This is a genomic window from Bacillus sp. D7-8 (genome assembly GCF_052055895.1).
Classification (GTDB): domain Bacteria; phylum Bacillota; class Bacilli; order Bacillales; family Bacillaceae; genus Bacillus; species Bacillus velezensis.
This window is the reverse complement of sequence record NZ_CP179922.1, coordinates 1,125,530-1,137,994: the sequence shown is the minus strand read 5'-3', so window position 1 is coordinate 1,137,994 and position 12,465 is coordinate 1,125,530. Positions and strand designations below refer to the sequence as shown.

The 12,465-nt window shown below is 46.5% G+C and carries 13 protein-coding genes and 1 riboswitch; of the genes, 6 read left to right on the top strand and 7 right to left on the bottom strand.

Going from position 1 to position 12,465, the window contains the following annotated elements:
- Window positions 1-38: 38 nt before the first annotated feature.
- Window positions 39-147: riboswitch (TPP riboswitch) on the bottom strand.
- A gap of 53 nt (window positions 148-200) precedes the next feature.
- The gene (locus ACKTRM_RS05910) at window positions 201-2,045 is read right to left on the bottom strand and encodes a monovalent cation:proton antiporter family protein (RefSeq protein ID WP_012117294.1); all 1,845 of its coding nucleotides are present in this window, start codon (window positions 2,043-2,045) and stop codon (window positions 201-203) included.
- Window positions 2,046-2,273: 228 nt separating this feature from the next.
- Between ACKTRM_RS05910 and prpE the strand changes: the two genes are divergently transcribed.
- On the top strand, window positions 2,274-3,023 hold the full coding sequence (gene prpE / locus ACKTRM_RS05905) for a bis(5'-nucleosyl)-tetraphosphatase PrpE (protein ID WP_012117293.1): 750 nt from the start codon (window positions 2,274-2,276) through the stop codon (window positions 3,021-3,023).
- A 33-nt stretch (window positions 3,024-3,056) separates the two neighbouring features.
- On the opposite strand, the gene ACKTRM_RS05900 is transcribed toward prpE, so the two are convergent.
- Genes ACKTRM_RS05900 through ACKTRM_RS05885 form a run of 4 tightly spaced genes read right to left on the bottom strand, consistent with a single transcriptional unit; the run spans window position 3,057 to window position 5,811 of the window.
- The gene (locus ACKTRM_RS05900; protein ID WP_012117292.1) at window positions 3,057-3,950 is read right to left on the bottom strand and encodes an RluA family pseudouridine synthase; all 894 of its coding nucleotides are present in this window, start codon (window positions 3,948-3,950) and stop codon (window positions 3,057-3,059) included.
- Between the two features lie 14 nt (window positions 3,951-3,964).
- Window positions 3,965-4,765, bottom strand: a complete 801-nt coding sequence (locus ACKTRM_RS05895) for an NAD kinase (protein ID WP_003155018.1) — start codon at window positions 4,763-4,765, stop codon at window positions 3,965-3,967.
- Between the two features lie 17 nt (window positions 4,766-4,782).
- Window positions 4,783-5,418, bottom strand: coding sequence for a GTP diphosphokinase (gene yjbM, locus ACKTRM_RS05890; protein ID WP_007610625.1), 636 nt, complete (start codon window positions 5,416-5,418; stop codon window positions 4,783-4,785).
- Between the two features lie 27 nt (window positions 5,419-5,445).
- Window positions 5,446-5,811, bottom strand: a complete 366-nt coding sequence (locus ACKTRM_RS05885) for a hypothetical protein (RefSeq protein WP_012117290.1) — start codon at window positions 5,809-5,811, stop codon at window positions 5,446-5,448.
- Between the two features lie 124 nt (window positions 5,812-5,935).
- On the opposite strand from ACKTRM_RS05885, the gene ACKTRM_RS05880 reads away from it, so the two are divergent.
- The 5 genes from ACKTRM_RS05880 (at window position 5,936) to ACKTRM_RS05860 (ending at window position 9,178) form a co-directional block, all read left to right on the top strand.
- Window positions 5,936-6,508: a CYTH domain-containing protein gene (locus ACKTRM_RS05880; protein WP_012117289.1), complete on the top strand. Its 573-nt coding sequence runs from the start codon at window positions 5,936-5,938 to the stop codon at window positions 6,506-6,508.
- 4 nt (window positions 6,509-6,512) lie between these two features.
- Window positions 6,513-7,199, top strand: a complete 687-nt coding sequence (locus tag ACKTRM_RS05875; RefSeq protein ID WP_012117288.1) for a lytic transglycosylase domain-containing protein — start codon at window positions 6,513-6,515, stop codon at window positions 7,197-7,199.
- A gap of 228 nt (window positions 7,200-7,427) precedes the next feature.
- On the top strand, window positions 7,428-7,826 hold the full coding sequence (locus ACKTRM_RS05870) for a globin domain-containing protein (RefSeq protein WP_003155023.1): 399 nt from the start codon (window positions 7,428-7,430) through the stop codon (window positions 7,824-7,826).
- Window positions 7,823-8,725 (top strand): protease adaptor protein SpxH, encoded by a 903-nt coding sequence (spxH, locus tag ACKTRM_RS05865; protein ID WP_012117287.1) that lies wholly within the window; start codon window positions 7,823-7,825, stop codon window positions 8,723-8,725. Before ACKTRM_RS05870 ends, spxH begins: the two co-directional genes overlap by 4 nt.
- Window positions 8,726-9,010: 285 nt before the next feature.
- Window positions 9,011-9,178, top strand: a complete 168-nt coding sequence (locus tag ACKTRM_RS05860; protein WP_003155026.1) for a hypothetical protein — start codon at window positions 9,011-9,013, stop codon at window positions 9,176-9,178.
- A 37-nt stretch (window positions 9,179-9,215) separates the two neighbouring features.
- Here ACKTRM_RS05860 and pepF read toward each other — a convergent pair whose 3' ends face one another.
- Window positions 9,216-11,045, bottom strand: a complete 1,830-nt coding sequence (gene pepF / locus ACKTRM_RS05855) for an oligoendopeptidase F (protein ID WP_007409107.1) — start codon at window positions 11,043-11,045, stop codon at window positions 9,216-9,218.
- A gap of 227 nt (window positions 11,046-11,272) precedes the next feature.
- Entirely contained in the window at window positions 11,273-12,433 is a 1,161-nt protein-coding gene (locus ACKTRM_RS05850) for a competence protein CoiA family protein (protein ID WP_012117286.1), read from the bottom strand.
- Between the last annotated feature and the right edge of the window lie 32 nt (window positions 12,434-12,465).

Below are 12,465 nucleotides of genomic sequence, written 5' to 3'. Positions count from 1 at the left end.
AAGTGGTTTGGAATTTAAATGGATAAAAGGAACCCCAAAAAAATACCGCTCCACTTCCCTACGCAGGTCTGAACCTGTTCAAGTTATGAGGGTCTAAAAGTCTCACTTTTATCTCAGCCCTTATGAAGGACACCCCTAGTGGTCATACGATTATTGATTTATTTGTTATGCCTTCTATATTATCACGAATTGCAATTTGGTCAAGCTTCAAGGATTTTTCTCAGTTCCGACACGTAGTTGCGCGAGCCCGTGACGATGAGACGGTCTCCTGTTTTCAGCCGCGTGTCTCCGTGCGGAACGATGCTGTCCACACCTCTGAAAATCCGGACGAAAATCACATCGCCCATCAGCGGAAATTCCCGCAGAATGATGCCGTTATACGCCGGGTTTTCCAGATTGATCTGATATAACGAAGACTCCTCATTCGTCAGGAGGCTCATCACGCCCGGCGCCTCAATTAATGCGCGCAAGAGCGTCTTTGTAGACAGAAGGATAGAAAAAATACTGATGCCCTCTTCTTTCAGTTTTGTTTCATGCTCAACCGAGCCGACGCTTGCGATGATACGCTCAGTCCCTTTCTCTTTCGCTATTAAGGCGATTTCGGCGTTCACATCTTCATTTCCCGTCGCCACGACAAGAATATCCGTTTTGAAAATACCGTGCGACTCAAGCGTGCCGGGCTCGTAATCAGAAATCGTGTCAACCGAAAAAACGGATTCCGCAAGCGTTTCCCCGGCATTTTCCTGATACACATGGACGACCCGTACTTCATATTCCTCATCGGGCAATTCCAGCGTAACCGGAAGTGTCATTTGGTTGGCGCCGATAAATGTAATGCGCTTTTTTTCCTGCGGCGCACTTTGCCGTTTGTATAATTTCTTAAAGCCGATCGGCGTGATGATGCTGGCAATAACCGCAACTAAAGTCAGCGCGCCGGACATATTGGCGCCGATAATGTGGAGCCTTTCTCCGATCGTAGCCGCCGCGATAACAAGCGACAGCGTGGACGTCAGCAAAAAGCCCGAAGCAAACACGGTTCTTTTGTCATACCATTTCTTTAAATAAAACACCGGGAACATTTTGCTGATAAACAGCGCAAGCAGAAGCAGCGGAATCATCGTTAATGTTTTCGGATCTTGGAAGAGCGTCCAAATGTCCAATTTCACCCCGACCATGACGAAAAAGATCGGAATTAAAAACCCGTAGCCGAAGGAATCCAGCTGTTCCACCATTTCTTTATTCGGAGACAGAAGCGATACCAGAACGCCTGCCAAAAACGCGCCGAGAATATTTTCCGCCCCGAGAGATTCCGATAAAGCGACAAGCACGATAATCAGTGTGAAAATGGCTCTCGTGCCGATCTGCACGGTGCCTTTGGACATCGACTGCACAAATGAACGGTGTTTAAAGATCCTGCCGAAGAAATACAGCACGACCCCCGCGGCAAAGAGAATCAACAGAAGCCACATATTTCCGCTGTCTTCTCCGTAAAGAGAAGAGAAGAAAGCGAGCAGAATCATCGTAGCCAAGTCCGCGATAACGGCGACAAGCAGGATGATCTGGCCGATATTGGAGTTCATGATCCGTTCTTCCTTTAAAGTCGGGACCACCACACCGAGTGATATCGTCGAAATAATAAGCGTCATTAAAAATGCGTTTTGAATAAAACCGGCTAATACAAAGGCATAGGACAGCAGCAATGATAAAATAAAGATGCCGAAAAAGATAATCAGTGCGGCAGAAAACGTGTTGGGCGCTTCCTTGCCATTCGGAAGGAATTGTTTTTTCTTCCCTTTCTCAAATGAAGAAAAATCAATTTCCAAGCCGCTTAAAAACATTAAAAAGATAAAGCCGAGAACAGACAGCGTCTCCAGCCACGTGTCTCCCTGAACGACAAGATTCAGGCCGCTTTTTCCGATAATAAGCCCCATGATGATCTCCGCGACGACGACGGGGATGCTGAGCTTAAACCGATGTAAAAGGAGCGGCGTCAAAAAAGCGACGATCAGAACGACGACTAAAGATGCGACTGATGTGTGTTCCATTCGTAAATACCTCCTTAAAACAAGGGTTATAAAAGCCCGCTTAAAGCGGGCGAAACCTTACTTTTTTTTAAAAACATAACGCATATTCTAACAAGGCTGAACGCGAAAAAAAAGTGATAAGGCTTTATTTCTTTAATTCTTTTTTTAATTTGTACAAAAACAGCGTAATTAGGTATAGGAATTAGCCCCATAATAAATAAAAAACCGTTAATAAGGAGGCTGACACGAATGGCTTATGACATCATCAGCGATATACACGGATGTTATGACGAAATGATCGCGTTAATGCAAAAGCTCGGATATGAAGTCAAAGACGGAACGCCCGTTCACTCTGAAGACAGGACGCTTGTCTTTGCGGGGGATTTAACGGACAGAGGCCCAAAATCCGTAGAAGTGATGCGTTTTGTGGCAAAAGCATATGAAAAAGGAGCCGTCCGTTATGTCCCGGGAAATCATTGCAACAAACTGTATCGTTACTTAAAAGGAAACCCCGTAAAAGTGATGCACGGACTGGAAACGACGGCAGCCGAACTGAAAGAGCTGTCTCCCGCCGACAGAACGGAAGTCTCCAGACAATTCATCCGCTTATATGAGTCAGCGCCGCTTTATGACATTTTACATAATGGCGATCTCGTTGTCGCCCACGCCGGCATAAAAGCTGACGATATCGGTAAATACTCGCGTAAGGTAAAAGAATTTGTTCTGTACGGCGATATCACGGGTGAAACGCATCCCGACGGCAGACCCGTCAGAAGAGACTGGGCCGCCGCTTATGAAGGCAAGGCATGGATTGTTTACGGCCATACCCCGGTAAAACGCCCACGGATCGTCAACCGTACAATCAACATTGATACAGGATGCGTCTTCGGCAATCAACTGACAGGCTTTCGCTTTCCGGAGCATGAAACCGTCTCTGTGGAAAGCTCAATGCCCTATGATGCTTCACGATTTCGCGAGGATCACGGAAGGCAGGCATGAAAAAAAGCCCGAAACCGGCAAACGGTTCGGGCTTTACATGTGTTCAATTAATGTTTTCATATCGTCAGGCACCGGGGCGTGAAAAACGAGCGTTTCTCCGGTCATGGGGTGTACGAATGAAAGCCGCTCACTGTGAAGAGCCTGCCGCGCAATTCCCTCATTTTTTCCGCCGTACAGTGTATCACCGACTAACGGGTGGCCGAGGTAGCTCATGTGCACCCGGATTTGATGCGTCCGCCCCGTTTCCAGCCGCAGGGCTGCAAGCGTAAACGCATGTCCCGCTTTTTCCGTTTGAAAATGCGTCACCGCTCGTTGTCCCTCCGGCGTTACCATCCGCTCAATAATACTGTCGTGTTTTCTTCCGATGGGCGCGTCCACCGTTCCTTCCTTCTGCAGCATGATACCGTGTACGACAGCGAGATACCGCCTGCTGACAAGCCCCTTCTTCTGCGCTGCCGACAAAAGAGAATGGGAAAGCCGATGTTTGGCGATGAGCATCGCCCCCGATGTATCCCTGTCAAGGCGGGTGACAAGATGAACCGTTGATTGCACACCGCTTTTTCGGTAGTGGCTGATCACTCCGTTAGCGATGCTCTCCGACGGGTGTTCTCTTGATGGAATTGAGGAGACATACGGCTGTTTATTGACCACAAGCACATGGTCATCTTCATAAAGAATATCAAGAGGAACCGGCTCAGGCACAAGCGTTTCACTCACATGCTCCTTCGGAAATTCAATCTTAAGCACGTCTCCTTCCGCTAACACGGCGCGGACGGTTACATGCTCTCCGTTCACAAGCAGGTCTCCCCCGCCGAATTTAATGTCAGCGAGAAGCCGCTTTGAAATGCCGAGCTGCGCCGTATATTCTTTTACCGTCATGCCGGCTTCCCGGGCAGTCATGTTCTTTTGGATAAAAAAGTTGTCCAATCCGTTTCCTCTTTCTATTCGCCTTTTCCGATAAAGGAATCCTGCACCCTTTTCCAAAACGGAAAAGGACGGAATCTTGCAAATCTGACTTTTTCATTTGCCACACGGCATAGAATGGACTTGACATCCTTATGCAGCAAGGTTAAATGATCAATTGTGACTTGAAAGTCGACGTCGTTTCTCGGTTTGATGACACAGTTATGATGATCGGGAAGCAAAAGCGGCGAGCCGACAGTCCTGAACACTCTGTTGTTGATGGATGCCATTTCTGCAAGCTGAATCGCTCTGATGGAAGGGTGGATGATCGCGCCGCCTAACGCCTTATTATAAGCCGTGCTTCCGGAAGGCGTGGACAGACATAAACCGTCCCCCCTGAACGTTTCAAACAGCTGGCCTTTAATTTCCACGTCAGCGACGAGACTGCCTTCTATGCTTTTGATCGTACATTCGTTCAAAGCCAGATACCGCTCCTCACGCTCTTCATCATGATAAGTGACAATCACCTCAAGAAGGGGATACTCCACGGTATGATACGGCGTTTTGGCAATAGCCAGAACGAGCTTTTCTATCTCCTGCGGAACCCAATCGGCATAAAAACCCAAATGCCCCGTGTGAACTCCGACAAACGCCGTTTTATCGAGACGGTCGCTGTACCTGTGAAATGCGTAAAGAAGCGTTCCGTCACCGCCGACGGAAATCACGATTTCCGGCTCTTTTTCATCCAAGGTCATATCAAAATCGAGTAAATACGCCTGTATTTTGCTTTTCAGTGTATCTGAAACCTCGTCTCCTTTTGAAGAAACGGCAAATTTCATGCCATTCCCCTCCTTTCCTACTGGTGGTCTCCCGCTTTTTTCTTTCGCGAGAACGCGGCTTGGGCTTCCTGGATTTCTCCGCGGATTTCTGACATTTCTTCATCGAGCCGGGATGCGGCTTCTGAGGCCCGCTGCAGCCTCAGCTTTACTTTTTCGGGAATGTTCCCGCTGTATTTGTAATTCAGTGAATGCTCAATGGTTGCCCAAAAGTTCATGGCAAGCGTCCGAATCTGTATTTCCACAAGAACGTGCTTTTCTCCGGACGTTGTTTGTAAAGGATATAAAACGACAAGGTGGTAAGACCGATATCCGCTTTCCTTATGCTCTGCTATGTAATCCCGCTTATCGACAACGGTAAAATCTTTTCTGGCAAACAGCATATTTTTGACGATCTGGATATCATCGACGAATTGGCACATAATACGCAGCCCCGCGATATCCTGCATCGTTTCAATCTGATGAAGCGGTATGCTTTTTCGTCTCGCTTTTTCAAGTATGCTCGCCACCGGCTTCACGCGGCCTGTCACAAACTCAATCGGTGAGTGGTCATCTTCATACTCATAAAGGGTTCTGACGCCTTTCAGCTTCACCTTTAATTCTTCAACAGCCTGGCGGTATGGCGCTAGAAATTGCTCCCATTGTTTGTCATCCATCGTACATCCCCCAATTCCGAACCTGTTCTAAAGAAATACGTTTTTCACTTTTTCTTCCATATCTCCGTAGTTTGCATTATCTTTAATATTTTCAAGAAGATAATCGAGTTCTTCATGCAGCCCTGAAAGTTCAACCGTTTTTCCGCCGGCCTCAAGGACCGCCGGTTTTCTTTGGTCTAAGGCTTCTTTCAGATCCGGCCAGATATGTTCTTTTATAATGACATATTCAAAAGAGTCAGCTGATTCAAGTATGTATACAAAAGCAAAGTGATCGGAATCAACAAGCATTTGACCTGAGGCTTTGCGTTCCGCTCCGCTTAAGTCCTCTCCGCACTTCAAGCGGAGCGCGTCTTCTGTTAATGATGCATTTTGGATTTCAATTCTCTTTTGCATAATGTTCTCCTTTTTTAACAAAGTACAGCATTTATTTTATCATATCAAGGTCGATATTGATAAACGTAACCTCTAAAGAGATAATGGGAATTATACAATTTTTCGTCCTGAAAGGAAGACTGTCATGACCCAAGAAATAGAAATTGAATTCAAAAACCTGCTGACAAAATCAGAATTTCTGAAGCTGAGTGAAGCACTCTGCATGAAAGAACATGATTTTAAACAGCAGGTCAATCATTATTTCGACACGGAAGATTTTTCCCTGAAACAAAAAAAATCAGCACTCCGCATCCGAGAAAAAGACGGCGCGTTCGTTCTGACGTTAAAAGAGCCTGCCGCGGTCGGTCTGCTGGAAACCCACCAAGAGCTTGCGGCACCTGATCTTGACGTCTTCAAGATTCCGGATGGCCCCGTCAAACGTCAGCTGGAAGGTCTCGGAATCAACTCAGAACACATTTGCTATTTCGGAACGCTGTCGACCGCACGCGCGGAAAAAGAATCAGAAAAAGGCTTAATCATTTTAGATCACAGCCGATATTTAGAGAAAGAAGACTTTGAATTGGAATTCGAAGCTGCTGACTGGGATGAAGGAAAACGGGCGTTTGAACAATTGCTCAAGCAATTCGGCATCCCAGAGCGGATCACGAAAAATAAAATCCAGCGTTTTTATGAACAGAAACAAAAAAAGGTGGAATGACACAGTGAATATCACGAATTGGGCGGCCCTTCTCCAGCTGCAATCAATGGCGCTGCAATCAATCTCTCATACAAGCACGGCTTCAGGCGGACAATCTTCAGAAAGCCCGCTTGCAAATTTCAGCGCGCTTCTCAGCCAGTATACGGACACAGCCGTCCGGCAGCAGCCGGAATCAGGAATTTTAAACGGTGTGCGGACCGCTCACGCTTCATATTCACCGAGAATTCCCGTTTCATCCGGCTCCGCGGCTGCTTCACAGACCGCTTCCCCGGGCATAAAGTCTCCGGATGCGGCTTCTGATATCAGCACCGGAAACTTTTCAATAGACAGCGCCATTCAGAAAGCGGCCGAAAAATACGGAGTGGACGAAAAGCTGATCCGCGCGGTTATTAAACAGGAATCAGGCTTTGATCCGAAAGCGGTCAGCGGTGCGGGGGCAATGGGACTGATGCAGCTCATGCCTTCCACGGCAGAATCACTCGGGGTGTCAAACCCGCTTGATCCCGTCCAGAACGCTGAGGGCGGCACAAAGTACTTAAAGCAGATGCTCACGAAATACGACGGAAATGTATCTCTGGCGTTAGCCGCCTACAACGCAGGCCCCGGCAACGTAGATCGGTACGGAGGCATTCCGCCGTTTAAGGAAACACAGCAATATGTCAAAAACATAACCAAACAGTATTACGCGTAAACCAGAGAGGCTTCCTTCGCCCTCTGGTTTTTTTGCGGAGTGAAATCTTACACATGAATGAAGGCGATGTGATATGATATGAAATACAAGCGCCTGACAGAAAGGCACTTTGTTTGTAGAAATAAAATGTTATTGCTAAAATATACAGTAACTGAAGATAGTAAAACTGAAAGATAAATTCGCAATGGGAATTATGATTCCTATTAGCCATATAAAGGAGTAGTCAACATGGGACAATCGTTTAACGCACCATATGAAGCGATTGGAGAGGAACTTCTATCGCAACTTGTTGATACTTTTTATGAGCGTGTCTCGTCTCATCCCTTGCTGAAGCCGATATTTCCAAGTGATTTGACTGAAACGGCCAGAAAACAAAAGCAATTTTTAACCCAGTATTTGGGCGGACCTCCTCTTTATACTGAAGAGCACGGACATCCCATGCTCAGGGCAAGGCATCTCCCCTTTCCGATTACGGACGAGAGGGCTGATGCGTGGCTAAGCTGTATGAGCAAAGCGATGGATCAGGTCGGGCTGGAGGGCGATATTCGTGAATTTCTGTACGGGCGTCTGGAACTGACGGCCAGGCATATGGTAAACCAGTCAGAAGCGGAGGATCGATCATATTGACGAATTATCAGCATGAGCAATACTTCGCCCATTGCCACGGACATCCAAAAAAACCGCTCGAAATTTACATGTTTGTCGACCCTTTATGTCCTGAATGCTGGTCGCTGGAGCCCGCCATAAAAAAATTAAAAATCAAATACGGACGTTTTTTTACGCTGCGGATCATAGTTTCCGCGAGCATTACAACGCTGAATAAGCAAAAGCGGAAAAAACACCTCCTTGCCGAAGCTTGGGAAAAAATTGCGAACCGTTCCGGGATGCCCTGTGACGGAAGCCTTTGGCTTGAGCAGGATCAGCCTCTTTCATCGCCCTACCTTGCCGCACTCGCTTTAAAAGCGGCCGAACTGCAGGGAAGAAAAGCGGGCATTCTGTTTCTCCGCAGCATGCAGGAAAGCCTGTTTGTTTCCAAGCAGAATATTACGGATGAAGACGTTCTTTTAGAGATTGCCGAAAAGACGAAATTGGATGTTGAAGAATTCAAGCGCGACCTCCATTCGCAAAGCGCGGTAAAAGCGCTTCAGTGCGATATGAAAATCGCGGCGGAAATGGACGTCACCGTCAACCCGACATTGACGTTCTTTAACAGCCTGCATGATGATGAAGGGCTGAAGGTTCCCGGCAACTATTCTTATGACGTATACGAAGAGATCTTATTCGAAATGCTCGGGGATGAACCAAAACCTTCTGAAACGCCGCCTTTGGAATGTTTCATTGAATATTTCCGGTTTGTCGCATCGAAAGAAATCGCACTCGTTTATGATTTGAGTCTAGAAGAAGTTGAAAAAGAAATGAAAAAACTGGCATTCGCCAAAAAGGTCGCCAGAGTGGAAGCAAAGCACGGTCTGTTTTGGAAATCTCTGGCCGGCACCCAGGAGGATGTCACCTGTTGTGATCATTAAAAAAAGCTGATTCCTTACGGAGCCGGCTTTTTTTGTGCAAATAAAGAAACCGCGCCGGGATAAGCGCGGTTTCATATGTCTTAACGACAACAAAGGGGATGGGAGAAATTTTTCACGGTCAAACAAAGGGGTAATGTTTGTTTGTGATCAATTTCACATCCTTATCATATCAAATCTTGTCGAGTTTTGACAAGCCATAAGATTAATGTTCATATTTTTGTCACAAAACATAACTGACTGCTTGTTTTCATAGAATATATCAATGAAAAACAAGGAGGGAAATCAATGCTCCGCACCGTATTAATCATCGGAATGATTGTGTTTTTCTTCTTTTTAAACCTGCTGGCCATGATGCACATGCTGCCGATTTACATTACATCTCCCCTGCTGTTTCTGTCCATATTGTTTGCCCTGTATCGGCTGAATCACAGAAAAACATTTAAAGGGTTTTAAAAAAAGCCTGCGCATCTTATGCACAGGCTTTTTTGAATTACGAAGGGTTCACTTTCGAAAGAAGCTCTTCCATTTCGTTCAGTTTCTCTTCAAACATTTTGCAGGCCGCCTCGATCGGTTCAGGCGATGTCATATCGACTCCCGCTTTTTTCAGTATGTCGATCGGATATTCCGAGCTTCCCGCTTTTAAGAATTCGGTATAGCGCTCCACCGCAGGCTTGCCTTCTTTTAAGATCTGGCTGCTCAGCGCTTGGGCCGCACTGTAGCCTGTCGCATATTGATACACATAATAATTGTAATAGAAATGCGGAATTCTTGACCATTCCAGACTGATTTCTTTATCAATCACCATGTTGTCACCGAAATACTTTTTATTCAGATCATAATAAAGTTCGTTCAGCAGTTCAGGCGTTAGCGGCTCGCCTTCCTGTGCTTTCGTATGAATCAGATGCTCAAATTCAGCGAACATCGTCTGTCTGAACACTGTGCCTCTGAATCCTTCAAGCATGTGGTTGAGCAGGTACAGACGCTGTTTTTCATCCTTTAAGCTGTTCAGCATATATTCACCGAGCAGCGCTTCATTGGTCGTTGAAGCAACTTCAGCGACAAAAATGCTGTAGTTACCGTACGGATACGGCTGATATTTTCTCGTATAGTAGCTGTGCACGGAATGGCCGAACTCGTGAACGAGCGTAAACAGATTATTGACATTGTCATGCCAGTTCATCAAGATGTACGGATTCGTGCCGTATGTACCGGACGAATAAGCACCGCTGCGTTTTCCTTTATTTTCGTATATATCGACCCAGCGGTTTTCAAGTCCTTCTTTTAAAATAGACGCGTATTCCTCGCCCAGCGGAGCAAGTCCTTTGAGCATATAATCTTTCGCTTCCTCATATGTGACCTTCATTCCCGAATCTTTTACAAGCGGTGTGTAAAGGTCATAAATATGGACTTCATCAAGGCCGAGAACCTTTTTCCGCAGGTCAATGTAACGGTGTAATAACGGAAGATGTTTATTGATCGTTTTAATAAGGTTATCGTAAACTTCTTCAGGGATGCTGTTATTGGATAAAGCCGCTTCCCGTGCTGATTTATATTTTTTCACACGGGCGTAAAAATTATCTTTTTTCACAGTGCCGCTGAGTGTAGTCGCCATCGTGTTTTTATACTGTCCGTATGTTTTATATACGGCTTCAAATGCGTTTTTGCGGACTTCACGATTGCTGCTTTCCAGGAAATTAATAAAGTTGCCGTGTGTGATTTGAGTTTCCTTGCCGTTTTCATCTTTAATCGACGGAAACGTAATATCGGCGTTATTTAAAACACTGAATGTATTGGAAGGCGACGACAGCGCTTCTGAGGCTTCCGCAAGCAGGGCCTCTTCTTGTTCGCTCAGCACGTGCGGACGCTGTTTTGTAATTTCTTCAATTGCATGGGAGTAAAGTTTAAGCTCCTCTTTTTCCAGAATAAACTGGTGCAGCTTGTCCTCCTGAATCGCCAGAATTTCCGGTTCAATGTAAGCAGTCGCGCTGGCAGCCTGGGAATACAGGCTTGCGGCTTTGTCGTTCAGCCCTTGGTAGAAAGAATTTCCCGTATCCTGGTCTGAGCGCATATGCGCGTATGCATAAAGTTTCCCAAGGCGGTTCGTCACTTCATCCTGTGCCGTAAGCGCCGCGTATAAATTATCAGCCGAATGAGCAAGCGTGCCTTTAAAAGAAGATAAATTCGGGATTAATTCTTTAACTGCTTGAAATTCTTTATTCCAGGCCTCATCACTAGGAAAAATATCCTCTAGTCTCCATGTATGCTCTGCCTTTACTTCACTTCTGTCAGGCAGCTGTGCTGCTTTATTTTCCTCAGTCATGGTGATCCCCCTCGTTTTCTTTACTTCAAGCCAATTGAAAAAACGATTGTTTCTCCAAAAACTTGTGTTGTGATTATCTTCCGGCTTTTCACTGCCTTTTGTCAAATCATATGCGGCATATAAGACCGAGCATACCAATAATACAGTGAAAAAACGAAAACAAACTGCTTGTACGCCCCTCACATTCGCCACCACCTTGACGTTAGGGTGAACGAAATGAAGCATTCTCATTCCCCAAAAAAGAGCAGATCCCGCCGGCGCAGCTCTTCTGCCGTTTGAGGGAGCTTCCGTTGAGATGAGGGCATATATACTTCATTCTCAATTTCCCTTAAAAAATCCTGCAAGCATAAGAAATCAGCATATTGTTTTACCGCCATTCTGATAAGGCTATCTTGTGAACCATACCGCATCCGGATCTCCTTACGCCTGATTTTCTGCCGTAAATCATGAACCATGCCGGATATTCGGATCGGCGCGCCTTTTTTAGAAAGTTCCGCAAGCCGCAAGTATAAATGGCCCTGCCACACAAAAACGGGACTTGCAAACACAAAGCCCGCTGAAACGGGAATAAACACTTCAGAGGGGAGAAATGGAAATGCAACCTGATGTCTTTCGTAAAAAAGACGCCGGATAAGACCGGCCTCTTCAGATAAAAACCGCCCGCTTTTGCTGCGGAAGCCGGCTACGGCACGTCCCCACGAGGGAAGTCTGACGCTGTGCCGCCCTTCCGGATGACAAATGTCTTTCAGGTTTGCTTTGTGAAGAGGGATTGCGGTTAAGCCGGCATAAGAATAGCCGGTGTAAAACGGAGTGATGGAATGCAGCCTGTAAAAGGAGCGGGCGTCGGGGCAGTAAAACAGTAAGGAGGAAAATGAATGGACTTCAAAGAACTGCCAGTGAAAAGCAGAAAGCCGGAAAAATTGCGCGGCCATCCGTTTTAACCGTTTTGCTCCGATGATCCAGACCGGCCGGTACCCGGCGTTTTTCAGGCCTGCCGTCCGGCTCTTTAAAGAGTCCGCCGAAAGGTTCGCACATTGAAATTCAAAAGCCAGCCTCTCTTCTCCGCTTTCCGCCGTCAAGTCAGGCCGCTGTCCCGCGGAAGTCAGATACGGTTCCAGGCTGACGCTGCACCCTTGTGTCTTTAACCAGAGAAAAAGCTGCCTTTTTCCTTCCAGATGGTATTCGCTTTCAGGTTCGGATTCCCCCGGACACAGCCTGCTTTTTTTATGAGCGAAGTGCGGCAGTTTCTCCCGTCCCAGTTTGATATCAAGCTCACTTTCGCAAACGGGGCAGAACCAGCGTTTCTTTCTCAGCTCCGCCGCTTTTTCCTTTGAATAGCTTCCGGCCAGCTGAATGAGCCGTCCGTCGGCAGTCACAGCACTGAACATGTTGCATCTTCTCCTTTCCTGAATCTTGTTAT